22 protein-coding genes and 1 pseudogene are annotated in these 21583 nt (G+C 72.8%); 9 read left to right on the forward strand and 14 right to left on the reverse strand.

Features of this window, described 5'->3' with window-relative positions; genetic code table 11:
- Positions 1 to 485: 485 nt before the first annotated feature.
- The 3 genes from BG452_RS36195 to BG452_RS36205 all read left to right on the forward strand — a co-directional run bounded on the left by BG452_RS36195 (position 486) and on the right by BG452_RS36205 (position 3543).
- The gene (locus tag BG452_RS36195; RefSeq protein ID WP_188308579.1) at positions 486 to 1364 is read left to right on the forward strand and encodes a universal stress protein; all 879 of its coding nucleotides are present in this window, start codon (positions 486 to 488) and stop codon (positions 1362 to 1364) included.
- A 90-nt stretch (positions 1365 to 1454) separates the two neighbouring features.
- Entirely contained in the window at positions 1455 to 1988 is a 534-nt protein-coding gene (locus BG452_RS36200; RefSeq protein ID WP_188308580.1) for a flavodoxin family protein, read from the forward strand.
- 286 nt (positions 1989 to 2274) lie between these two features.
- On the forward strand, positions 2275 to 3543 hold the full coding sequence (locus BG452_RS36205) for an APC family permease (RefSeq protein WP_188308581.1): 1269 nt from the start codon (positions 2275 to 2277) through the stop codon (positions 3541 to 3543).
- A gap of 711 nt (positions 3544 to 4254) precedes the next feature.
- On the opposite strand, the gene BG452_RS36210 is transcribed toward BG452_RS36205, so the two are convergent.
- From BG452_RS36210 to BG452_RS36220, 3 genes and pseudogenes are all read right to left on the reverse strand, one after another.
- The gene (locus tag BG452_RS36210) at positions 4255 to 4713 is read right to left on the reverse strand and encodes a DUF4279 domain-containing protein (RefSeq protein WP_188308582.1); all 459 of its coding nucleotides are present in this window, start codon (positions 4711 to 4713) and stop codon (positions 4255 to 4257) included.
- A 226-nt stretch (positions 4714 to 4939) separates the two neighbouring features.
- Positions 4940 to 5197: pseudogene (locus tag BG452_RS48250) on the reverse strand (hypothetical protein); the annotation flags it as partial.
- Between the two features lie 160 nt (positions 5198 to 5357).
- Positions 5358 to 6065 (reverse strand): hypothetical protein, encoded by a 708-nt coding sequence (locus BG452_RS36220; RefSeq protein WP_188308584.1) that lies wholly within the window; start codon positions 6063 to 6065, stop codon positions 5358 to 5360.
- A gap of 220 nt (positions 6066 to 6285) precedes the next feature.
- Here BG452_RS36220 and BG452_RS36225 point away from each other — a divergent pair, with 220 nt between their 5' ends.
- Positions 6286 to 6558: a hypothetical protein gene (locus BG452_RS36225; protein WP_188308585.1), complete on the forward strand. Its 273-nt coding sequence runs from the start codon at positions 6286 to 6288 to the stop codon at positions 6556 to 6558.
- Positions 6559 to 6717: 159 nt separating this feature from the next.
- Here the strand turns inward: BG452_RS36225 and BG452_RS36230 are convergent, their stop codons facing one another.
- Positions 6718 to 7347: a hypothetical protein gene (locus tag BG452_RS36230; protein WP_188308586.1), complete on the reverse strand. Its 630-nt coding sequence runs from the start codon at positions 7345 to 7347 to the stop codon at positions 6718 to 6720.
- Between the two features lie 108 nt (positions 7348 to 7455).
- A complete protein-coding gene (locus BG452_RS36235) occupies positions 7456 to 8082 on the reverse strand; it encodes a TetR/AcrR family transcriptional regulator (RefSeq protein ID WP_188308587.1) in 627 nt (208 codons plus the stop codon).
- A gap of 77 nt (positions 8083 to 8159) precedes the next feature.
- Here BG452_RS36235 and BG452_RS36240 point away from each other — a divergent pair, with 77 nt between their 5' ends.
- From BG452_RS36240 to BG452_RS36250, 3 genes are read left to right on the forward strand one after another with little or no spacing between them, the layout of a single operon-like run.
- Positions 8160 to 8852 (forward strand): NAD(P)-dependent oxidoreductase, encoded by a 693-nt coding sequence (locus BG452_RS36240; RefSeq protein WP_188308588.1) that lies wholly within the window; start codon positions 8160 to 8162, stop codon positions 8850 to 8852.
- Positions 8849 to 9253 carry a pyridoxamine 5'-phosphate oxidase family protein gene (locus BG452_RS36245; RefSeq protein ID WP_188308589.1) on the forward strand — a complete coding sequence of 135 codons (405 nt, stop codon included), beginning with the start codon at positions 8849 to 8851 and terminating at the stop codon, positions 9251 to 9253. Before BG452_RS36240 ends, BG452_RS36245 begins: the two co-directional genes overlap by 4 nt.
- Before the next feature lie 34 nt (positions 9254 to 9287).
- A complete protein-coding gene (locus BG452_RS36250; RefSeq protein ID WP_188308590.1) occupies positions 9288 to 10160 on the forward strand; it encodes a haloalkane dehalogenase in 873 nt (290 codons plus the stop codon).
- A gap of 42 nt (positions 10161 to 10202) precedes the next feature.
- Here the strand turns inward: BG452_RS36250 and BG452_RS36255 are convergent, their stop codons facing one another.
- From BG452_RS36255 to BG452_RS36280, 6 genes are all read right to left on the reverse strand, one after another.
- Positions 10203 to 11804, reverse strand: coding sequence for a multicopper oxidase family protein (locus BG452_RS36255; protein ID WP_223243239.1), 1602 nt, complete (start codon positions 11802 to 11804; stop codon positions 10203 to 10205).
- Positions 11805 to 12266: 462 nt separating this feature from the next.
- Complete coding sequence (locus BG452_RS36260) at positions 12267 to 13499, reverse strand: MAB_1171c family putative transporter (protein WP_188308591.1); 1233 nt, start codon at positions 13497 to 13499, stop codon at positions 12267 to 12269.
- Entirely contained in the window at positions 13499 to 14020 is a 522-nt protein-coding gene (locus tag BG452_RS36265) for a hypothetical protein (RefSeq protein WP_188308592.1), read from the reverse strand. Before BG452_RS36265 ends, BG452_RS36260 begins: the two co-directional genes overlap by 1 nt.
- 62 nt (positions 14021 to 14082) lie before the next feature.
- Entirely contained in the window at positions 14083 to 14679 is a 597-nt protein-coding gene (locus BG452_RS36270; RefSeq protein WP_188308593.1) for a hypothetical protein, read from the reverse strand.
- Between the two features lie 97 nt (positions 14680 to 14776).
- A complete protein-coding gene (locus tag BG452_RS36275; RefSeq protein ID WP_188308594.1) occupies positions 14777 to 15136 on the reverse strand; it encodes a 5-carboxymethyl-2-hydroxymuconate Delta-isomerase in 360 nt (119 codons plus the stop codon).
- 122 nt (positions 15137 to 15258) lie between these two features.
- Positions 15259 to 15651, reverse strand: coding sequence for a ribonuclease (locus BG452_RS36280; protein ID WP_188308595.1), 393 nt, complete (start codon positions 15649 to 15651; stop codon positions 15259 to 15261).
- 253 nt (positions 15652 to 15904) lie between these two features.
- On the opposite strand from BG452_RS36280, the gene BG452_RS36285 reads away from it, so the two are divergent.
- Positions 15905 to 17128, forward strand: a complete 1224-nt coding sequence (locus tag BG452_RS36285; RefSeq protein ID WP_188308596.1) for a glycosyltransferase — start codon at positions 15905 to 15907, stop codon at positions 17126 to 17128.
- Positions 17129 to 17205: 77 nt separating this feature from the next.
- On the opposite strand, the gene BG452_RS36290 is transcribed toward BG452_RS36285, so the two are convergent.
- Positions 17206 to 18276 carry a phosphatidylinositol-specific phospholipase C domain-containing protein gene (locus BG452_RS36290; RefSeq protein ID WP_188308597.1) on the reverse strand — a complete coding sequence of 357 codons (1071 nt, stop codon included), beginning with the start codon at positions 18274 to 18276 and terminating at the stop codon, positions 17206 to 17208.
- A gap of 279 nt (positions 18277 to 18555) precedes the next feature.
- On the opposite strand from BG452_RS36290, the gene BG452_RS36295 reads away from it, so the two are divergent.
- Positions 18556 to 19209, forward strand: coding sequence for a dihydrofolate reductase family protein (locus BG452_RS36295; RefSeq protein WP_188308598.1), 654 nt, complete (start codon positions 18556 to 18558; stop codon positions 19207 to 19209).
- A gap of 93 nt (positions 19210 to 19302) precedes the next feature.
- Here BG452_RS36295 and BG452_RS36300 read toward each other — a convergent pair whose 3' ends face one another.
- Both BG452_RS36300 and BG452_RS36305 read right to left on the reverse strand, forming a co-directional pair.
- The gene (locus tag BG452_RS36300) at positions 19303 to 20181 is read right to left on the reverse strand and encodes a geranyl diphosphate 2-C-methyltransferase (RefSeq protein ID WP_188308599.1); all 879 of its coding nucleotides are present in this window, start codon (positions 20179 to 20181) and stop codon (positions 19303 to 19305) included.
- A gap of 65 nt (positions 20182 to 20246) precedes the next feature.
- A complete protein-coding gene (locus BG452_RS36305; protein ID WP_223243240.1) occupies positions 20247 to 21578 on the reverse strand; it encodes a family 2 encapsulin nanocompartment cargo protein terpene cyclase in 1332 nt (443 codons plus the stop codon).
- Positions 21579 to 21583 lie beyond the last annotated feature (5 nt).

The raw sequence follows: 21583 nt of genomic DNA on the forward strand, positions 1-21583 counted from the left end.
CTTCCGATCCGCCCCCGCTCCCCCGAGGGCCTGACGGCCCCGCCGCCGGGTCCCGAGGGTCCACCCGTTCCGGGCCCCTGGTCCCGGCTGGTCCCGGCCCGGCCTTCCGTGACCGGATCCACCACTCGGGACCCCGGCGCCGGGGCCACCAGGACCGGGGCCCCGGGTCCGTCCGGCCCCTGCCGGATCCACGCCCGGCAGAAGCTCGACATCAGCGGCGGAGGGCCGCCGGGTCTACGACACCATCCGCACCATCCGCCGCTTCCTGGTGTACGGGCCGGCCGGCGGAGCGGCCGAGATCCTGGTGATGCCGGCCGGCCCGCTGTTCGGCCTGGCACTGCCGCTGCGGGCGAGCCAGATCGCGACCGGGCGGCGCAGGTGGGTACGCCGGGCCCCGGGCCCTGGGCCGGTCGGCCCTCGTGGCCGGTGCCGGGCCCGCCTAGCGTGGGATCAGGATCCGGCCGCAGCAGGACCGAGGAGGAGCCATGACATCCGCAAGCCCCCACGACGGCCTCCGATCCGTCGTCCTCGGCGTCGACGCGCGTGACACCGGCAGCATGACCGCCGCCTGGGCCGCCGACGAGGCCGACCGCCGCAACCTGCCGCTGCGGCTGGTGCACGCCGTCCCGTCGGTGTTCCGCGAGTTCCGCCCCTTCGACCAGGGCCGCTACCACAAGGCCCTGGTCGAGCGCGCCGAACAGGCGCTGGACCGGGCTGCCGCCGTGGCCTGGGCCCGCCACCCCGGTCTGGCGCTGACGACGGACCTCAGTGAGGACGTCCCGGCCCCGGCCCTGTGCCGGGAGTCCCGCGATGCCGCGCTGGTGGTCCTGGGCTCCCGGCGGCTGGGCCGCACGGCGGAGGCACTGAGTGCCTACTCGGTGGCCGTACCGGTCAGCGCCCAGGCCCACTGCCCGGTGGCCGTCGTCCGCGGCCCCGAGCACACCACCCAGGACCCGCCCTACCTCGTGCTCGGCGTGGACGGCAGCCCCTCCTCGGACGCCGCCGTCGATTTCGCCTTCGACCTCGCCGACGAGCGGCGGGCCGCCCTGCGCATCCTGTGGGTCTGGCACCGCCCACCGGTCGGCAACCTCGACGAACACGCCACCGTACAGCTCCTCCGGCGGCTGCTCTTCGAATCCACCTCCGGCCGGCAGGACCGCCACCCCGACGTGAAGGTCACCCACGAGCTGGTGCACGGCCACCCGGTCGAGGAACTCGGCATCGCCTCCGAGCACGCCCTCGCCGTCATCGTCGGCCGTCGCGGCAACGGCGGCTTCACCGGCATGCGCCTCGGCTCCGTCCCGCACGGCCTGCTGCACCGCGCCGACTGCCCGGTCATCACGGTGCCCGCCGCCCCGGGCTGAGCCACACCGTACGACGGCCCGATGCGGGCCGAACAGCCCGTGCCCGGACCCTGCTCCGGAGCGGCCCGGGAAGGACGAAAGGTGGAGACCATGCACACCGTGATCGTGTACGAGAGCATGTACGGCAACACCCGGGAGATCGCCGAGGCGATCGCCGAGGGCGTTCACCAGGCCGATCCCGGGGCGGCCGTGGACTGCCTCCCGGTGGCCGAGGCGGACCCGGAGACCACCCGGTCCGCGGACCTGCTGGTGGTCGGCGGACCCACCCACATGCACGGCATGTCCTCCGGGCTCAGCCGGAGGATGGCCGTCACCGCCGAGGCCCACCAGGAGGACCGTGAGGCGGCCACCGCCGAGGCACGGGAGACCGCCGAGGGGCCGGGCCTGCGGGCCTGGTTCCACGCCCTGCCGCAGACCGAGTCCGGCACCTACGCCGCCGCGTTCGACACCCGGGCCGACATGCCCCGGGCCGGCGGCGCCGCCAACGGCATCGCCCACCGGCTCTCCCGCCACCACTACGACGTGGTCGCCGAGCCCGAGGGCTTCATCGTGGAGAAGAACGACGGCCCGCTGCGCGCCGGCGAACTCGACCGCGCCCGCGCCTGGGGCGCGGGGCTGATCTGAGCGGGCACGTACCCCGGCCCGCCGGGCCCCACGGCGCCGACGTCGTCCAGACCCGCACGTCCCGCCTCACCGACCCCGAGGTCCTGGCGTCACGCCTGCCCGCCCTGGTCGAGAGTTCGCCGGCCCGCGGCGATCCCGGCCAGGGCGGCAAGGCGGCGCAGCGGCAAGGCGGCCGGACGCGACGGCGGTCGCCCCGGGAGCCCGGTGGCCGACCTCGCGCGGAGGCGGCGTTCTCCGTCCAGTAGGGTGCGCGCCGACACCGAAGACCGTCGGAAGGCACGGATCCATGAGTTCATCGGCACCAACGGCCGGCCCGGAGGAGCTGCGGCGGCACCTGGGCGTGTTCGACGCGGTGGTGATCGGGCTGGGGTCGATGATCGGCGCCGGGATCTTCGCCGCGCTCGCCCCCGCGGCAGCGGCGGCCGGCTCCGGACTGCTGCTCGGCCTGGCGCTGGCGGCCGTGGTCGCCTACTGCAACGCCACCTCCTCCGCACGCCTGGCCGCCCGCTACCCGCAGTCCGGCGGGACGTACGTGTACGGGCGCGAGCGGCTCGGGGACTTCTGGGGCTACCTGGCCGGGTGGGGGTTCGTGGTCGGCAAGACCGCGTCCTGCGCAGCGATGGCGCTCACCGTCGGGTCGTACCTGTGGCCTGCTCAGGCGCACGCGGTGGCGGTCGCGGCGGTGGTGGCCCTGACGGCGGTGAACTACGTCGGCGTGCAGAAGGCCGCCTGGCTGACGCGGGTGATCGTCGCCGTCGTCCTGTCCGTGCTCGCCGCCGTCGTCACCGCCTGCCTCAGCGGCTCCGGCGCCGACACCGGCCGCTGGGCCGTCGGAGCGGACGCCGGCTTCCACGGGGTGCTCCAGGCGGCGGGGTTCCTGTTCTTCGCGTTCGCCGGGTACGCGCGCATCGCCACCCTCGGTGAGGAGGTCCGCGACCCGCGCCGGACCATCCCCCGCGCCATCCCGCTCGCGCTGGGCATCACCCTGGTGGTCTACGCCGTGGTCGCGCTCGCCGTCCTGGCCGTCCTCGGCCCCGAGCGGCTGGCCCACACCACCGCGCCGCTGACGGAGGCGGTCCGGGCCGCCGGGGTGCCCGGCCTGGCCCCGGTGGTGCGCGTCGGCGCCGCGGTGGCGGCCCTCGGCTCCCTGCTCGCGCTGATCCTCGGCGTCTCGCGCACCGTCCTGGCGATGGCCCGCGACCGGCACCTGCCCCACCGGCTCGCCGCCGTCCACCCCCGCTTCGCCGTCCCGCACCGCGCCGAACTCACCGTCGGCGCCGTCGTCGCCGTCCTGGCCTCCGTCGCGGACCTGCGCGGCGCGATCGGCTTCTCCTCCTTCGGAGTGCTCGCCTACTACGCCGTCGCCAACGCCTCCGCCTGGACCCTCACCCCCGCCGAGGGCCGCCCGCCGCGGGTGGTTCCGGCGCTCGGGCTGGCCGGGTGCGTGGTGCTGGCCTTCGCCCTCCCCTGGGCCTCGGTGCTGTGGGGCGCCGCGGTGCTCGCCCTCGGCGCCGCCGCCTACGGCGTGCGCGCGAGCCTCACCCACCGCGCCTGACGTCCCGAGGCACGGCACCGGTCCCACTCGGTTCCCTCCCCCGGGGAGGGCCGATCGGCCCTCCCCCCACGACCGGTCGGACCGGCTTCCGGGGGTGGGGTGGACAGAGGCAGGGAGTGAGCCCCCGCGGAGACGTGCCGACGCGGCAGAGGTCGCCGGCGTCGGCCGAGACGCGTACGGGCAGTGCCGGGTCACCGGTCTCCTCCAGCGGCACCTGGGCGAAGGTGGCCTTGTCGAGCATCTCCATCACACACATGATGACCGGTTCGAACGGACGTGGCCGGTGCGGCAGTTCGGGTGCGACCGCGGTGCCGACGGAAGCAGCCGGACGACGGCCTCGCGGCCGAGGCTGGGGAAGGGCGGCTGGAGTCCAAGGGCTGTCCCGTCACTACTGGCTGCAAGATCCGCCTGGAGTCGGAAGCGTGGCCGGACCTCGGGGCCTCTGGGTGGGGGCAGGGCGCTGCTGGGAGACTCCAGGCACGGGATCCTGGGGGAGTCCGGGGCCGGCGGTTCTGTCCCTGGCGGGAGTTGCACTCGGTGCGGTCGGATCACTGTTCGGGCAGTACCCGGTGTCACGGGCGAGTACTCGGCAGTCGGCAGTCCGGGAGGCGGCCGCGCACCGCGCCGAGGTCAGGAACCACCACCTGGTGGAGCACGTCGGCTCCCAACCGACCTTCGAGATCGGCAGTCCTGACCCGGCCCGCATGGGTGTCAGTCGTCGCCGGGCGTCATGTCGTGTTCGCCGACATCCAGTTCTGCGCCGGTTGCGGCGAGGAAGTCCACCACCGCGCCGTCCAGGCGCCAGCCGTAGAGGTTCGTGTCGTCCGGCGAGCCGGAGGGCCGCCCGTCATGCCGGTTGAAGTAGCGGTGGACCTGCAGAATCGCGCCCCCAGGACCCTCCTCGGCTGCGAGACGGGTCGTCAGATTGGTCAGCACCTCCATGCGGGGCCGGAGCCTGCCGAGGAGCTGGTCGATCTGCTCATCGACCGGCAGGCCGGGCTCGCGGCAGACAAGCTTCCAGCAGTGACAGAACGGGATGGTGTGAGGTGAGGCGGTCAGACTCCCCCGCACCGTGACTTCGTCCGGTTCCACGCCAAGCAGCTGGGTGATCTCGTCGGCACTGGTGCCCACGCTGGAGACCGCAAAGTAGACGTACTGAGTCAACGACACCCGCCGAGACTACCGACGCAGCCGCACGGCCGCCTGACGGATCAGAACGCCTCGTGAGCGGGGGGGTGAAGGTGCCCGCGCGGCGGGCCTGGTCGAGTGCCTCGGAGCCGGCCAGGGCTCCCGGCTTGGCCGGCGGGACCTCCAGGAAGTGCTCCAGCACCACCCGCTCGGCGGCCTTCGTGGTCAGGCGCGAGTGGCGGGCGATCTCGGTGCGACGGTGGAAGACGACGACCTCGTTCGAGCAGAGCAGGACGTGAACGGTGCGGCCGATGCAGCGGGCCGGGACCGAAGACCCGGACAGCGACCATGCCGTTTCGGTCGACGCGCGGGGTGAAGGCGAGCCCGGTCTCGAACGCGTCGCCGGGGAGGGGCAGCAGGAGCGGGGCCGCCTGGGCGACGTCCTGGCCGATGGTCCGGATCCGCATGCCGATCCGCCGGTTCTCCTCGGCCTGTTCGGACGCGGCGAAGGCGTCGTTGAGCTCATCAAGGGAGTCGAGGCGAGGGACGGGGGTGAGGTAGTTGCGGCGCCAGTAGCCGACCTGGCCCTCGACGCCGCCCTTCTCGTGGCCGTCGAGGAAGGCCTCCTGCCCGCACGAGGCGGTGATCCTTCTCTGCACTTTCGAGGGTTCCTGAGCGGATCCCGGTCAGAGCGCTATCGGGAGCTCCTCGATCCAGCAGTCGATCGACTTCGCGGTGATCACGGCTTGGGCGTCCTCGGCGTCGGCTTTGGTCAGGAAGACGCCCGCTCCGGTGACGTCGGGCCCGTCGGGGCGGATCACCCGCGTCATGACGACGTAGACGCGGCGGTGACGCTCGCGGCGGAGCGTGGCGCTCTCTTCCGTCGACAGTGCGTCGATGAGTTCCTGGGGCGAGGCGATGTCGAGGCCGGCGTCGACCCCGGAGAGAGGCCGGCTGGGCCAGATCGGCCTGTCGGGGTCGAACTCGTTGAAGAAGCTTTGGCGCGTTCGGCCGAGGACTCCTTCCGTCCAGCCGACGGCCATGGCGACCACGTAGCCGGACTCGCCCTGGCTCTCCAGAACGAAAACGTGATCGTCCCGGCCGAAGGACATGCCGGCGTGGTTGGCCTTGACCTGCTCGCTCTCGGCCTCGGTCGCGCATCTGATCGCCAAGCCGCGGTAGTCGGCACTGATCTTCACCACGGCGGCGGGCTTGAACAGCACGTCAATCGTTGTCTCGGGCTCGCCAGGTTCGTCGGGTCGGCCGACGCTCCGCATCAGGAGCTGGCCGTGGCTCGCCGTGTAGGCCAGGAGGTGGAACCTGCGCTCGCTGCGAAAGAGCTCCGTGCCGGGGATGAGCTGGTGATCGCGGTTGAGCCAGGTGCTGTCCGTCATGGGCATACGATCCCTGTCCCGCCCACCCTGGTCAATGCCATTGTTCAGCCGAGGGAGTGTCAGCTGACACGGCAGACTCCCCGCTGTGTGAGGTCCCAGGTGATCTTGGACAGTTCGGCACTGGGACATCGTTGACGGTCCCAGGACATGGTTGTCCGGGTCTCACCGAGGTCAAGGTGGTGCTGGAAACACCCGGCTCGGCTCAGGCTAGATTCTCCGGGTGACCGATATCGATCCTCTGGTTCCCGTCCTTGCCGGACTCCTCGTTGACAACCTCTGGTTCCTTGACAGCTGTGATGAGGACGAGGTGGATTCCGACTCTGCGGTGAGGGTGCTGGAGAGCGCCGCCTCGGTGCTCAAGGGCCTGTCGCCCGAGCAACTCGACCGGCTCCTGTCGGTGATCGGGAATCTGGCCGAAGCCGAGACCGATCCCGATCGGCGCGAGTTCTTGGAGGCGTTCCCCTCCGCCTGCGGACTGGTCGAGGAGGCTTGAGCCGTAGGTCTTGCCTGCTCTTCATGAATGGTCACGGTCGATCTTCGATGCGCGCCTGACCGAGCTCAGTGACCGCCGGTCCGTTGCTCGGGCATGGGACGGAAGCGCGAGACCGGACCGGTGGTCCTGCGGGGGTGAACCGACAGTTCGACGTCTCCGTCAAGGACGCGGAAGGCAGTGTCCTCGATGACGATGGTGACGGTCTTGCCGGCGTGGGAGGCCCCGACACGTAGACACTGGTTGGCGACCATGGTGACACCGTCCTTCGGAACCTTCCTGACCGCTTGCTGCGGCCCGGGTGGCGGTGGGGGCAACTGGGCCGCAGCCACGCGGGCGCCGACGATGGCGGATCGCTTGACCTTCCTCGATCGGGCAGGCCAGGGTCTTCACGAGGTAGCCGCCCGCGATCACGTGGAGGACTCGGCCTTCGAAGCGCAGGGTGATCTGCTGGCCCGCTAAGTGGGCGGCCAGCAGGATCCGCTGTCCGGCGAGCTGGATGTCTCCGTCCCGGTTGACGGTCCGGTCCACCTCGATGACCTGCCGCGGCCCGGCCTGGGCAGCGGAGGGTAGGCCGGGTTCGGCACCGCCGATGCGGGCGCCGCGCATGACGAGCTGGCGCAGATCGGCCGGAGTCAGCCGGGAGGAGCGGGTGCCAATGAGCTCGCCGCCCAGCGAGACCAGGTACACCTCCCCCATCCCGCCCTCGCCCAATGGTCGCAACAACTGATGCGGGCCGACGAACACAGCCTGCTGTGCCCGCGTGCCCTTCGCGTTCCTGTCGGCAGCCACCAAGCCTCCCGTGGCGTGTTGCCGTCATCGCAGACAGACACCCGCAAGACCGAGGCAGCGGAGATGGGCAGAGGCTCGACCGCGCGGGCTCCCGGCGCGGCACCACCGCTAAGAGATCCGCCCGCCCGCTCTGGTGGTCGCCGCGGTGCGCGGCCTCGGGGCCAACGCCGTGCGCAGCGCCGGGGTGAGGAGGTGGCGGGTCTCGGACGGGGTGAGGTTGGCGAGGGCGGGCAGGGGGTTGAGGTAGCGGGTGTAGATGAGGCCTCCGAGGATCGTCACCACGGCCGTGGCGCGGGCGGTGGCGTCCCGGCCTCCGAGGAATTCAACAAGCCGGGCCAGCAGCTCGTGTTCCAGGTATTCGCGAAGCACTTCCGCAGCCTCGTCGCCCTGGGTGGTGAGTTGACGGAAGTCGGCGTCTTCCCACAGGTCCGTCACCGCGTCGATCAGGCGGTCGGGAAGGGTGGCCGGATCGCCGCCGAGGACCTCGTCCACCGCCAGCGCGTTGGCGCACTGGAACTGCATCACGTCCGCGAACAGGCCCTTTTTCGAACCGAAGTGGTACGAGATCAGCGCCGGGTCGACCCCGGCAGCCTCGGCCACCGCGCGCAAGGTGGTGCGCCGGTAGCCGCGTTCCAGGAACAACGCGCGGGCCGCGGAGACGATCGACTCGCGGGTCGGCGGGTTGCCGCGGGGGCGGCCTCGGGTGCGGGCTGGGGTGGGGGCGGAGTTATTCATCGGCGTTGAGCCTTGCGCTTCGTGATCGGCACAGTCAAGGGCGTTCCAGGACCCACCCGAAGGGATGACCCGACACCATGCGTATCGCAGTCTTCGGCGCCGCCGGACCGACCGGCCGCCACCTCACCGACCAGGCTCTCTCGGCCGGCCACGAGGTCGTTGCCGTAACCCGCCGCGCCGGCTCCCTCGTTGAGCGGCCAGGTCTCACTGTGGCGATCGCCGACGCCACCGATCCGGCGGCTGTCGACGCCGCGATCGCCGGGACGGACGCCGTCCTGTCCGCGTTGGGCGCGCGCTTCAGCAAGGAGGCCGTCACCACATACTCGGCGAGCGCCGCTGCCATCACCGGGGCCATGACCCGGCACGGCATCCACCGGCTGCTCGCCGTCAGCTCCAGCATCGCCGACCCGAACTGGCGTCCCACCGGCGCGCACTTCTTCAACCACGTGCTCGACCCGCTGGTGAACCGGCGTCTCGGCCGCACCCTCCACGAAGACATGCGCCGCATGGAGGTCCTGATCCGCCGGACGGACCTCGACTGGACTCTCGTCCGGCCCTCGGGCCTCTTCGAACACCCCGTCGTCACGGACTTCCACACCGCCGAGACCAGCGCCGACGGCGTCTTCACCGCCCGTGCCGACCTCGCCGCGAGCATGCTGCGCGAGCTGGAGGAACGGAGGTACGTCCGTGCGCACATGGGCGTCATCACCACGGCCGTGAAGCCGAACATCGCCAAGCTGATCTGGCACGAGGGCGTGAAGAAGAAGTGACCCGGGCGACCGTCGAACTCCCCGCCGCCACACGGGTGTTCCTCACTCTCCCCGACACGGCCACCTTCACCACCGTCCGCCCCGACGGCACCCCGCACGTCACCCCGGTCCGCTTCACCTTCGACGCGGCCACCGGCCTGGCCCGGGTGACCACCCGGGCGGGAGCCCGCAAGGCCCGAAACGTGGCGGAGGGCGGCCCGGCGGCCTGTGTCGCGCTCTGTCAGGCGGACGGCTTCCGCTGGGTCACCCTCGAAGGCCGGGCCGCCGTCACCGACGATCCCGCGCGCCTGGCCGAGGCGATCCGCCGCTACGCCGCCCGTTACCGCGCGGCCCCGCCGACCCCGCCGGACCTGGTCGTCGTCGAGATCGCCGTCGACCGCGTCCTGAGCCTCAACCTCTGAATCCCCCGCACCGAAAGCGAAGTGACACCCCCCGATGCCCACCCTCCCCGTCCTTGACTCCACCCTCCACTACCGCGAGTCCGGCGACCCCGACGGGCTGCCGTTCGTCTTCCTCCACGGCAATCCCACCTCCTCCCACCTGTGGCGGAACGTCCTGCCGGGTGTGGCCGCACCCGGCCGCCGCCTCCTGGCCCCCGACCTCATCGGCATGGGCGACTCCGGCAAGCCGGACATCGCCTACACCTTCGACGACCACGCCCGCTACCTCGACGCCTGGTTCGACGCCTTGGACCTTGCCGAGGCCGTCCTCGTCGGCCACGACTGGGGCGGCGCGCTCGCCTTCGACCGAGCCGCCCGTCTCCCGGACCGTGTCCGCGGCCTCGCTTTCACCGAGACGATCATCAAGCCGCTGGTTGGCGACGAGTTCCCGGCGGCAGGACGGGAGTTGTTCACCCTCCTGCGCACCCCCGGGGTGGGCGAGGAGATGATCCTTGAGAAGTCCCTGTTCATCGAGGGGCTTCCGGAGACGCTGGCCACGCTGCTCGACCCTGCCGACCTGGAGGTCTACCGCCGTCCCTTTCCGACCCCGCGGAGCCGTCGCCCGGTGCTGGCGTGGACGCGCATGCTGCCGCTGGACGGCGAACCCGCCGATGTCGTGGCCCGCGTCGAGCGCTACGACGCCTGGCTGGCCGCCAGCCCCGAAGTCCCCAAACTGCTCGCCGCGTTCGAGCCGGGCCCGGGCGCGATGACCGACCAGGGTGCCGTGGCCTGGTGCGAGGAGAACATCGCGGGTCTGGAGGTCTCCCGCCACGGCCCGGCCGGACACCACTCCCCGGAGGACCGCCCCAAGGAGCTGGCCGCGTCGATCAACGCCTGGGCCGACCGCCACAGGCTGGCACGCCAATAGGCGTCGTCGACCACGACGGGGTTTCCGCAGGTCAGAACCCTTCTACGGGACGACGTCGAGGTAGCTCATCATGCCGTGGTCCTCGTGGGCGGCGATGTGGCAGTGGAACATCCACTTGCCCGGGTAGTCGGCGAAGGCGATTCGGATCACCACGGCGCCGGGGGTGCCGTCGACGGCGTGGGGTATCGGGACGGTGTCCTGGCGGTGGGTGTAGGGCTGCGGGGTGCCGTTGACGGAGAGGACCTGGAAGGCGGTGGTGTGGAGGTGGAAGGGGTGGTCCTCGCCGGAGTGGTTGAGGATGGTCCACTCCTCGACGGTGCCGAGCTTCGCCGGGGTGGTGAAGGCGGATTCGCCCGCCGCGAACTGCCGGCCGTTGATGTAGAAGGTGTTGCCGTCGGCGCTCTCGGAGAGGTCGACGGTGCGCTGCCGGGTGACGGGGGCGGCGGCGAGGTCGGCGGGGGCGGTCGGGACGGCGCCGGTGACCTCGGGCAGGCGGCGCAGCCGGTCGCCGGCGATCTTGATCGTGGCCAGTTCGGTGTCCGGATAGGCGTCGCCCTGGGGGCCGTTGCTGTAGGCGGTGGTGCGCAGGACGGCCTTGGCGGGGTGGGCGCCGGCGGTGACCAGGACGTCGTACCGCTTGCCAGGGGGCAGCAGCAGGGTGTCGGCGGTGGCCACCCGGGCGACCGGGGCGCCGTCCTCCCCGACGACGGTGAAGTGGTATCCGTCGAGCCGGAGTTGGTAGAAGATGTCGGCCCCGGCGTTGGCGAGGCGCCACAGCTGGGTCTCGTTCGGCCGCATCGACAGCACCGGCCGCAGCCGGCCGTTGACCAGGCGCACGGTCGGCTTGCCCGAGTCGATCGACGTGGTGTCGGTGTTCTGCAGGATGTGCCCGGTCGGGTCGAGTTGGACGTCCTTGAGCACCAGGGTGTGCGCGGTGACGTGGCGCAGGGCAGCCGGGAGCAGGCTGCGGTCGTCGCCGACGACCAGGGCGCCGGACAGGCCGGCGAAGATCTGGTTCTCCACGTCGCCGGCCATGCCGGACATCCCCGCCATGTCCGGGGCTCCCGGTGCCGGGCACGTGGGGCCCATGGCGTGGCTGTGGTACCAGAAGGTGCCCTGGGGGTGGTCGGCGGGGATCGCCAGCCGGTAGGTGGTGTCGGCGCCGGGCGCCACGCACAGGAAGGGGTCGTCGGACTGCCCTTCGGGTGAGACGTGCAGCCCGTGGAAGTGCAGGTTGGTGGCCACCGGGAGGTGGTTGACCAGGTGGACGGTGACGGTCGTGCCCGGGTTCACGTGGAGGGTGGGGGCGACGAACGAGCCGGTGTAGCCGGCTCCGTAGGCCTCCCGCCCGGAGATGTCGAACCTGCTCCGGGTGGCGTCCAGGGTGATGGTCACGTTCGGGTCGGCGGCGCTGCCCGCGTCCGCGACGGGCGGGTCCTGGAACGGCATGCCTGCCCGCATGCCCTGCTCCTGGTCGGCCGTCGAGGGCGGTGGTGGGACGGCGGGCGGCGGGGCGGCCATCGCCTCGGCGCCGAGGGCGGCCGAGATGAGGACGGCCACGGCGGTCATCGCGTGGATGATCCGCCGGGTACGGCGTAACTGCTGCCGGTCGGGGTCGACCGGAGCCTCGATGTCGCGGGACATCAGATCTCCGTTGCTCGGGTGGTCCGTGAGGGTTGGTGGGACTGAACGCACCAGCCTGATCGTTCCGCCGGTTCTTGACAAGTCCTCAACAATTCACGGCCGTGCGGATCGCACTCCCGCCCACCCCCGTGGGACGGGAGCGCGATCCGCACGCCGGCCCGGCTCCCCGGCACTCATGTACCGGCCGGGCGGCTGCACCCCGCTAACTCCACCCCGTGTCACGGGGACGACGGTGCCACTGGGAGTCCCCTCCGGCGTCCACCGGCGAACCACCGTCACCACCGGGTCCGCCCCGGCTGCCCTCCGCGCTGAACATCCCCCGGCCCCCTGGGTGGTAGCGGCGGGCTCCCCCGCACAGGCGACGATCATAATCGCCAGCGAGTGGAAACCGCACCTCCCGGGTGGCACCGACTGGCGAAAGAAGTCGCCGGACAGGCCTCGTCCCGCCAACGGGCTGACGGACTAGACGCCTTCGTCCGCGCCGAGGTCCGCGGCGAAGCTTCCGCCGAGGTTCCCGCCGCGATCCGCGCCGGGTTCCGCGTCCAGGTCCCAGGCCTGCTGCCGGTAGGCCGCGGCGACGGCGAGCATCCAGGCGATCTCCTCGCGCGGAGTACGCCCCCCGGTGGTGGCCCCGAGGGCCGCGGGCGGAGCGGGGGCCGGGAGGTCGCGGGCCCGGTGGCGGACGGCCTCGCGCAGCCAGCGGGCCTCGACCTGGGCGAGGTCCTCGTCGGCGGCGAGCACCGGCCCGCCCGCTGCGACGGCCGGGGTGTCCTCGCGCAGCACCAGCGCGGCGTCCCGGATCGCGAAGGCCCGGTGGGCGAGGTCGACCGAGCGGTCGCGGACGGTCAGCAGGTCGCGCAGCCGGCTGCTCGGGGTGCCCAGCACCACCTGCGGGACGGCGGCCACCACGTCCGCCCAGAGCGGGTGCAGCCGCCACAGCGCGTACTGGTCGCGCAGGTAGCCGCTCACCGCCCGGACGGGCGGGATGGTGACGCCGAGGACGAGCAGCACCAGCATCAGCGCCGGCAGCAGCTCGCTCAGCGTGTCCTGGAGCGGCACCGGCTTGCCGTCGGCGTCGAACCGGGTCGAGTCCCCGTGGGAGAAGGTGAACCAGTACCGGTACAGGGTGTACGTCAGGCCGGTCGCGCCCGCCGCCGCCAGGCAGGTGACCCCGACCCGCAGCGCCCCGGGCGGGACGGCGGCCCGGTTGGACCAGAACAGCACCATCGTCCGGGCACTGGCCAGCGCGAACACGGTGTTGAACACGTACAGGTAGGCCTTCACCCCGGGGTCGCCGAAGTGGGCGTCGATGCCGAAGGCGCCGTCGGCGTCGTGCGGGAGGGCGAAGACGAACAGCAGGGTCAGCGCGACGCCCGCGACCACCGTGAGCAGCAGCCGGGCACGGGCGGCGCCGGGACGCTCCGGGCGGTGGCGGACCTCCTGGACGTACTCCAGCAGGAAGTACGCCGCGGCGACCCCGGCCAGGTGCTTCAGCAGCTGGGTGACGTCCCGGATCCCGGTGAGCTCGCCCAGCGCACGCTCGATGAACCCCGGCCGGCAGCTGAGCCCGACGGCGATCGCGCCGAAGGCCGCCCACAGCACGCACTTCGCCCGGGTGGTGAAGGCCGAGGGGGCCCGCCAGAGCACGACGCCCCAGATCAGCGAGGGCATCAGCCACGTGAACAGCGGGCGCATCAGGACTTCCTCCACCGGGGTCGGCGAATCGGGTGCAGCAGGCTCGCGGCCAGGCGGTCGGAGGCCGGGCCCGGGTCGGTGGTGGTGCCGACCAGGTCGGCGAGCAGCAGGGCGAGCATCTCGGCCTCCTGCTCGTCGGCGGTGTGGTAGCTCGTCCGGCCCGCGCCCATCAGCTGGGCGATCAGTTCGGGCGTCAGATCGGGCAGCAGGGCCGTCAGCCGGGAGAGTTCGAGGGTGCCGGTGTGGCCGCACAGGACGTGGCCCAGCTCGTGCAGCTTGATCAGGTCCTGGTGGGCCGGGCTGGTGCGTTCCTCGTAGTAGACGACGTCGATGCTGGGCAGCGCGATCCACAGGCCGCAGGGCAGATCGGGGCCGAGCGCGGGCAGCGGCTCCATGACGATGCGCCGGCCCCGCTCGCGCTCCAGCGCGGCGCGGAAGCCCTCGACGGTGAAGGGGGTGGGCAGGCTCAGGCCGGAGAGTCGCCGCTCGCAGCGGCGGCGCAGGCCACGGGGGAAGGCCAAGGCGAGGGTGTTCCTTCGGAGCGGGGGCGGGGCGGGAGCGGGCCCGGGGGCGACGCTCCCGCTCATCTTCCGTCGGGCGGGCCGGCACTCCGGTCGGCGGCCTCCCGTCCGACGGTGTCACGGTCGGCGGTGTCGCGGTCGGCGGTGTCCGCGTCGCCGCCGGCGTTCTGTTCCAGCCGGCGGAGGTTGTCGGCGAGCGAGAGCAGCACCCGCAGGCTGCCGTCCGACAGCGCGGAGGCCCGCTTGACCAGGCTGACCACCCCGTCGTTGCCGAGCGCCTGCGTCAACTCGGCGATCCGCTCCAGCTGGTCGAGTTGCTCGTCGACCACGGCGGCCTTGGCGTCGTCCAGGAAGTAGCTCGCGCCGGCGCCGATCCCGAAGCCCCGGCCCAGCCAGTCGAGCGTGTCCACCGTGGGGTTGCAGGCCTGGCCCTTCTGGTTCAGGCCGAGGTGGAGGTTGCGCACGGTGTCGCGGGAGATGACGTCCCGCCCGGCCAGGCGGTTGATCCGGTCGGCGAGTTCGCGGTAGGCGGGCGGGCGTCCGCCGGATCTGACCGCCTCACGGGCCATCAGCCGGTCCACCCGGCGGGCGATGGCCGAGGCGCGCTCCCCCGGCTGCTCGGCCCCACCCGCTGCGTCGCGCGCTGCTGCCTTCACCATCTGCTTCCCCCTCCGCGGCTTCGTCACGATACCGTCGGTGTTCGACCGGACGGTAGCGGAAGGCACCCGGGGCGCGGCCCGCGGCGGCCCGCGACGGTCAGCGGCCGGGGTGGTGGACGAAGCGGTAGGTGTCGCGGTCGAGTTCGGTGACCTGCACGCCGATCGCGGCAGGCACCGCGATGTGCTCCCGCAGCACCTCCAGCACCCGGGCGGTCAGTTCGGTGCGCTGCGCGGCCGTCCGCCCGGCCAGGATCTTCACCTCCGCCAGCACCACCGCCTCACCGCTCGTGCCGTCACCGACGGTGTGGTGCGGGGCCGGGCGGAACAGGGTCTTGCACTCCGGCACGGTGGTGTCGATCACCTCGGTGACGGCCTTGTGCAGGGCGGCGGCCAGGTCGTCCAGACCGGCGCGGTCGAGGGCGAGTTCGGCCGAGTGGTCGACCAGGATCTGCGGCACGGGGTCCTCCGGGGCGGGGCGGGTGGGCAGCGCCTGACCCTACCCCGCCCCCGGGGCACGGCAGCGGGCCCCGGCCGCTGGAACTCGAGGGTCGGCCGGGGCCCGGAGAGCGATGGACGCGGTCAGCAGCCGAAGTTGATCAGGCGGAAGGTCGCGTAGTGGTCGCCGGTGTAGTAGTCCTCCTGGGAGCGCTGGCCGGTGACGATCCGGCGGGTGCCGCGGGTCGGCGCACCGGGCGTGACCACGGTGTACTCGTGGTAGTAGCCGGACCGCTGGGAGGGCAGCACGCCCTCCTTGTTGGTGAACACCACGCCGTCCTGGCGGTACGGGAACGGCCCGCCCTTGGCGATCAGGTTGAGGGTGGTCCGGGCCTGGGACGGCAGGGCGGACACGCACACCGTGCCGCTCACCGCGGCGTGCGCCTCGGTGGCGACGGCGACGGGCGCCAGGGTGGCCAGGGAGAGGACGGCGACGGCGACGGCACGGGTCTTCCACGCGCGTAGAGTTCGGGTCATGCCCCACAGGATGGCGAGCCCCCGGGCTCGCCGGAAGGCACGTTCGGAGTCTTCATCTCCGGTCAACTCGCTGTACCCGTCGATGACTTGAACCGGCAGGCCAGCCGCCGTGGCAGACCGTGGCAGCCGACGCCGTGGGCAGGGCAGGGCAGGGCAGGGCAGGGCAGGGCAGGGCAGGCGGGATCGTGGGCGAGTCGGGCGGGCTCGTCAAGTCCGGTGCCGGCCGACCGGACCGCCGGGCAGAATCGCCCCCATGCGCATCCTGATCGTCACCACCGGCTCCCGCGGGGACGTCGCACCGTTCACCGGCCTGGGCCGACGCCTGGTGGACGCCGGGCACCGGGTCTCGGTGGTCGCCCACCCGACCTTCGCGCCGCTGATCGAGTCCTGTGGCCTGGAGTACCGACCGCTGCCGGGGGATCCCAAGGAGCTGATCCTCGCCAGGGCCCGGGCGACGTCCCCCGAGGAGACCCGGGCGGTGATGACCGCGTTCGTGAACGGGCTCGCCGACGGCGTGGCGGACGCCGTGGCGAGCGGAGCCGACCTGCTGCTCACCGCCTTCGCCCCGTCACCGCTCAGCCTGACGGCGGGAGAGGCCTTCGGCGTGCCCGTCCTCGGCACGTACCTCACGCCCGCCTTCGCCACCGGGGAGTTCCCGCTGCCCGGCCCCGGCAGCGCCGAGGACCTGGGGGCGAAGGGCAATCTCGCCGCCGGCCGGGAGCGGCTCCGCCGCGCGGAGCGGCTGTTCTCGGGCGCCGTGGCCCGGATGCGCGAGCGCCTCGGCCTGCCCGGCACGACCTCCCCGGAGCCGCTCGGGCACTCCCGTCCGGTCGTCCACGGCTACAGCCCGCTGCTGGCGCCGCGCCCGGCGGACTGGCCGGCCCAGGTCGAGGTGGCGGGCTTCTGGTGGCCCGCCCGGCCGCTGGACTGGCAGCCCCCGGCCGACCTGGTCGACTTCCTCCAGGCCGGTCCGGCCCCGGTGTTCATCGGTTTCGGCAGCATGGCGCCGGAGGAGGGCGAGCGGCTCGGTGAGCTGGTGACGGCGGCGGTGCGGCGGGCGGGGGTGCGCGCGGTGGTCCAGGCGGGCTGGGCCGGCCTGGCGGCGGTGGGCGACGGCGTCCTCTCCGTCGGCGATCTGCCCCATGACTGGCTGTTCCCCCGCACGGCCGCCGTCGTCCACCACGCCGGAGCCGGCACCACCGGCGCCGCGCTGCGCGCCGGGGTCCCCGCCGTACCGGTGCCCGTGATGGCCGACCAGCCGTTCTGGGCGGCGCGGCTGCACCGGCTGGGAGTCGCCCCGGAGCCGGTGCCGTTCGCGGAACTCACCGCCGAACGCCTCGCCGCCGCGATCACGGCCGCCTCGGCCGAGCCGGTCCGCCGCCGCGCGGCCGACCTCGCCGGGCTCATCGCGGGCGAGGACGGGGCCGGGGCCGTCCTCGCCCACATCGACCGGCTCACCGAGGGCCCTCGCCGCTGAGCCCTGCCGCCCCGGGTCACCGCGGAGCGTCAGCCCCGGGCCGGCGCACAGCGTCAGCCCCGGATCACCGCGGAGCGTCAGCCCCGGGTCAGCACCAGGGACTGCACCGCCGGGAGCTTGCGCCAGTCGCTGGAGACGATGCTGGCGTGCGCCCGGGCCAGCTGCTCGGTGCGGGCGCGGGCCTGGTCGACGCTCGGGTCGGTGGCGCTGATCTGCGGTGCGACCGCCTGGGCGTCGGTCATCACCAGCAGGTAGTGGGAGCGGTCGTACCAGGCGTTGTCGATGCCGTTCAGGTAGGTGGCCGCGTCGCCGTCGAAGACCACGAACCAGGGGCGGATGCCGGCGTCCGCGCCGGTGTACTTGCTCCGCGGGTCGCCGCCCGCCGCACCGTGCACGGCCGGGAACAGCTGGGCCTGGCCGATCCGGCCGGCCGCGGCCAGGTCGCGCAGGTGCCGGCCGTACTCGACGTCGGTGTGCAGGGTGTCGAAGGGGTTGTGCTCCTCGACCGTCCCCGGGATCGCGTAGAGCAGCACCCGCCCGGCGAGCGCGGAGCGGCTCGGCCAGTTGCCCGCCCGCACCGCCTCGTCGACGCTGGCGTAGGTGCCGCCGCCGGGCTTGGCCAGGACGTCGGCCGGGCGCAGCACCGCGTTGCCGAGGTGGGCCGCGATCAGCGCGTCGAGCTGGTCGGGGCCCATCCCGAGGTTCGCGGCGAAGCCGCCCTTCACCTCCAGCTTGACCACCAGCGGCCCGGCTGCCGGGTGGGCGCCGAGCCAGACCCGGACGTCGTCGAGGCAGTGCTCCAGGTTCTTGTTGGTGCCGCCGCCGTAGAGCTGGGCCGGGGTGTCGGCGGCGGTGCAGTTGTTGGAGTTGCCGAGCGGGTTGGAGTGGCTGACCTTCCACTCCTGGGTGACGACGTCGGTCCAGAGGTCGAGTTCGATCATGCCGGTGCCGGTGTCCAGGCTCTGGGCGAGGTACTGGTAGGCGGCCGGGTCGTAGGTGTTGTGCAGGCCGACGGTGGTGGCCGAGCCGAACGGCAGGGCGCCGGTGCCGGTGTCGGCGACGGCGAGGGTCGCCGTGGGCAGCAGGGATGCGGCGGTGGCGAGCAGGCCGGCGGCCAGCAGGCCCGCCAGGGTACGGCGTACGGTCATCGGAATCGTCCCCCCCGGGGTCGGTCGTGGCGCCCGCCGGTGCGGGCCGCCGGAGGCAGCATCGCCGGACGGGGCGTGCACCTCGTGAAGAAGGCACGACAATAGCGTGACGGTTTCCCCACCCCTGCCCCGGCCTCCCCTTCACCGCCCCGCCCGACGGCACGCCACGCCCCGGTCGTGACGGAGCGTCAGGATTGTCGGACCCGGGCGCTAGCGTGGCCCGCGAGCGGACGGCCGCCGGCCGCCGCGAACAACCCACCGAGCAGTGGAGGCAGCACCATGTCCCTGGTCCGGGTCCACAACTTCTCGATCTCCCTCGACGGCTACGGCACCGGCGAGGGCCAGAGCCTGGAACTCCCCTTCGGCCATGCCACCGACCGGCTGCACCGCTGGTTCTTCGGCACCCGCACCTTCCGCCGGATGCAGGGCAAGGAGGGCGGCAGCACCGGGGTGGACGACGCGATGGCCAGCGCCTGGGGCGACGGCATCGGCGTGGAGATCATGGGCCGCAACAAGTTCGGCCCGCAGCGCGGCCCGTGGGAGAACGAGGACTGGCAGGGCTGGTGGGGGCCGAACCCGCCGTTCCACACCCCGGTCTTCGTGCTCACCCACCACCCGCGCCCCAGCGTGGAGATGGAGGGCGGGACGGCCTTCCACTTCATCGACGCCACCCCCGAGGAGGCGCTGCGGCAGGCCAAGGAGGCGGCCGACGGGCAGGACGTGCGGATCGGCGGCGGCCCGAGCACCGTCCGGGCCTTCCTGGAGGCCGACCTGGTCGACCACCTGCACGTGGTCGTGGTGCCGGTCGTGCTCGGGCGGGGCGAGTCGCTCTGGGCCGGGCTGGAGGGGCTGGAGCAGCGCTTCGACACCGAGGCGGTGACCAGCCCGAGTGGGGTCACCCACCTCACCTTCACCCGACCCGGCACCGCGTGACCGGGTGAGATCGCGCGCACCACGTAGCCGCAAGGCCGACGGGCGGCCTCCCCGCACCAGCGCGGGGAGGCCGCCCGTCGGCCTTGGGCCGGGTCAGACCCGGTCGGCCGCGATCAGCACGTACTGGAAGGAACCGTCCTTGTAGGACTCGATGAAGGCCTCCTCGATGCCGGTGACCAGCGAGGTGGTGTTCCGCAGCTCCCAGTACGGCAGGGTGTCCGGGGTGAGGTCGATGACGGCCTGGGGCACCAGGCGGTTGTCGGCCATCGCCCGCAGGTACTCGCGGCGGGAGTGGATGTTGCACTCGAAGTGGGCGTTGATCTGCGAGACCCACTTCGACGGCTGGCCGTACTTCGGGTTCCAGCAGCCGGTGATGGTCACGTACCGGCCGCCGACCGCCAGCACCCGGGAGTGCTCGGCGAACAGGTCGTGCAGGTCGACGTACATGCTGGACTCGTTGTTCCAGGAGCCCGCGACCGAGCCGTTCTCCAGCGGCATGTCCAGCATGTTGGCGACCCGGGAGCGGACGAACCCGCCGATGCCCAGCTCGGCGGCGCGCTTGTTGCCGAAGTCCGCCTGCTGGGTGGAGAGGGTCAGGCCCTCGACCCGGCAGCCGAAGCGCTGGTGGGCCATGACCATCGAGCCGCCGCGGCCGCAGCCGGCGTCCAGCAGGGTGTGCCCGGCCTTGATGTCGCCGAGGTTGTCGAGCAGGACGTCGGTCTGGGCGGACTCCAGGCGGTGCAGCTCGGCGATGACCTTCTTCTCGCGCTCGCTGTCCGCCGGGTCGCCGATCGCCGCCTGGTCGATCTCGCCGATGCCGTAGTGGTGGTGGTACAGGCCGTCGACGTCGCCCAGGCGCAGGTTCACCGGGCGGGCCTCGTTGTTCCAGTAGCGCGCGATGTCGCTCTGGTACGGAGTCGCCGGGCCGGGGATGGCGCTGCCGGGGGTGGTGATGTCGTCGGTCAGGGACATGAGGGGTCAACTCCAGGGTTCTTCAGGGATGGTTATCGGAAAACGGGCGACTGCCGACCGGCGCATTACCAGAAGTCAGGCAGGCTGTACCGGTGGGTGTTGGTCTGGTGCCAGTGGTGGTTGCCGTCGAGCCACGCGGCCACCCCGCGCAGGAACCGCACCAGGGTCGGCACCGGGCAGGCGACCGCCAGCGCCGCGGACTCGGCCTCGAAGGCGTGCATCAGCTCGTTGTGGACCTCGACGGCCTTCAGGTAGCCCTCCTGGCGCGAGACGCCCTCGCGCTCGGAGATCACCACCGGCAGGTTCAGATGGAGCCCCGGACCGGCCAGCTCCTTGGTGTACGAGTACAGGTCGTTGACGATCGTGGTGGCGTTGCCGGCCAGCGAGATCACCCGCTGCATGGCCGGCAGCGCGTGCAGCTCGGCGGGCAGCTCGTAGCCGCCGACGGTGTCGGTGATGGTCGGGCAGGGGCGGAAGTTGTTGAACTGGCGCATCGCCAGGTACTCCCACACCTCCGGGACGTGGTCGGATTCGGACCAGGCGGCCTCGGCCAGGTACCCCAGGTGCAGCCGCGCCATGTCGTGCCGGAAGCGGTCCGCCTGGGAGGGCGTGGCGGCCCGGACGAAGTAGTCCATCGCCGAGCGGTACGAGCGCCGGGGCGCGTCCTCGGAGAGCGAGGCCTCCCAGGCCGGGTGGTACTCCGCGGTGGTGTGCAGCGGGTCCAGCGCCGTGTGCGCCAGCAGCAGCCGGCTGCCGAGGCCGATCGGCGAGCCGCCGAGGTCCTCGCAGTAGCAGTCGTCCACCGCGTTCTCGGCGACCATCAGCCGGGCCGCGAGCATCAGGTGGTCGACGCTCGGCGCGTCGGGGTGGCAGGCCACCATGTAGCGGCCGGTGGAGAATCCGTCGAAGTCCTTCTCCCACTCCGGCGGGTAGAGCTCGATCTCGTCGATGGCCCAGGCCTTGATCTTGAGGCTGAGCGCCTCCACCCGGACCGGGTCGGGCTCGGCGATCGGGTGGTGGTAGAGGCCCGGGATGGGGTCGCCCAGCTTGGGCTTGCCACCGCTCGGCGCCGCGGCCGGGGCGCCGAAGAGCAGGGCAGGGGCGGACGGCAGCGTCGGAGCCGAGGGCGGCGTGGCGACGGACGGCAGTTGGAGGTCGGGCAGCACGGCCTCCAGCACCGAGGCCGCGGCCGCCACCGCCTCCGCCGCGACGGCCTCGACCAGCGAGGCCTCCACCGTCGGGAGCGCGGCCGTCGGGGCCTCGGGAGCCGCGACATCAGGCGCATGGACCGCGGGCGCCGCCACCTCCGCAGCCGGGGCCGGCGGCCTCAACTGCAGCCCGGCGGTGCCCAGTCCGGTGGGTCCGCGGAGGATCCGCTCGATCGCCGGGGAGCTCATGAGCC

Source organism: Streptomyces sp. CBMA123, assembly GCF_014596465.1.
GTDB lineage: Bacteria > Actinomycetota > Actinomycetes > Streptomycetales > Streptomycetaceae > Kitasatospora.

Bases quoted from the DNA above. Each gene is read 5' to 3' on its own strand.
- BG452_RS36195 (WP_188308579.1), top strand. From the start codon at position 486: ATGACATCCGCAAGCCCCCACGACGGCCTCCGATCCGTCGTCCTCGGC.
- BG452_RS36200 (WP_188308580.1), top strand. From the start codon at position 1,455: ATGCACACCGTGATCGTGTACGAGAGCATGTACGGCAACACCCGGGAG.
- BG452_RS36205 (WP_188308581.1), top strand. From the start codon at position 2,275: ATGAGTTCATCGGCACCAACGGCCGGCCCGGAGGAGCTGCGGCGGCAC.
- BG452_RS36220 (WP_188308584.1), bottom strand. From the start codon at position 6,065: ATGACGGACAGCACCTGGCTCAACCGCGATCACCAGCTCATCCCCGGC.
- BG452_RS36235 (WP_188308587.1), bottom strand. From the start codon at position 8,082: ATGAATAACTCCGCCCCCACCCCAGCCCGCACCCGAGGCCGCCCCCGC.
- BG452_RS36240 (WP_188308588.1), top strand. From the start codon at position 8,160: ATGCGTATCGCAGTCTTCGGCGCCGCCGGACCGACCGGCCGCCACCTC.
- BG452_RS36250 (WP_188308590.1), top strand. From the start codon at position 9,288: ATGCCCACCCTCCCCGTCCTTGACTCCACCCTCCACTACCGCGAGTCC.
- BG452_RS36255 (WP_223243239.1), bottom strand. From the start codon at position 11,804: ATGTCCCGCGACATCGAGGCTCCGGTCGACCCCGACCGGCAGCAGTTA.
- BG452_RS36260 (WP_188308591.1), bottom strand. From the start codon at position 13,499: ATGCGCCCGCTGTTCACGTGGCTGATGCCCTCGCTGATCTGGGGCGTC.
- BG452_RS36270 (WP_188308593.1), bottom strand. From the start codon at position 14,679: ATGGTGAAGGCAGCAGCGCGCGACGCAGCGGGTGGGGCCGAGCAGCCG.
- BG452_RS36280 (WP_188308595.1), bottom strand. From the start codon at position 15,651: ATGACCCGAACTCTACGCGCGTGGAAGACCCGTGCCGTCGCCGTCGCC.
- BG452_RS36285 (WP_188308596.1), top strand. From the start codon at position 15,905: ATGCGCATCCTGATCGTCACCACCGGCTCCCGCGGGGACGTCGCACCG.
- BG452_RS36290 (WP_188308597.1), bottom strand. From the start codon at position 18,276: ATGACCGTACGCCGTACCCTGGCGGGCCTGCTGGCCGCCGGCCTGCTC.
- BG452_RS36295 (WP_188308598.1), top strand. From the start codon at position 18,556: ATGTCCCTGGTCCGGGTCCACAACTTCTCGATCTCCCTCGACGGCTAC.
- BG452_RS36300 (WP_188308599.1), bottom strand. From the start codon at position 20,181: ATGTCCCTGACCGACGACATCACCACCCCCGGCAGCGCCATCCCCGGC.
- BG452_RS36305 (WP_223243240.1), bottom strand. From the start codon at position 21,578: ATGAGCTCCCCGGCGATCGAGCGGATCCTCCGCGGACCCACCGGACTG.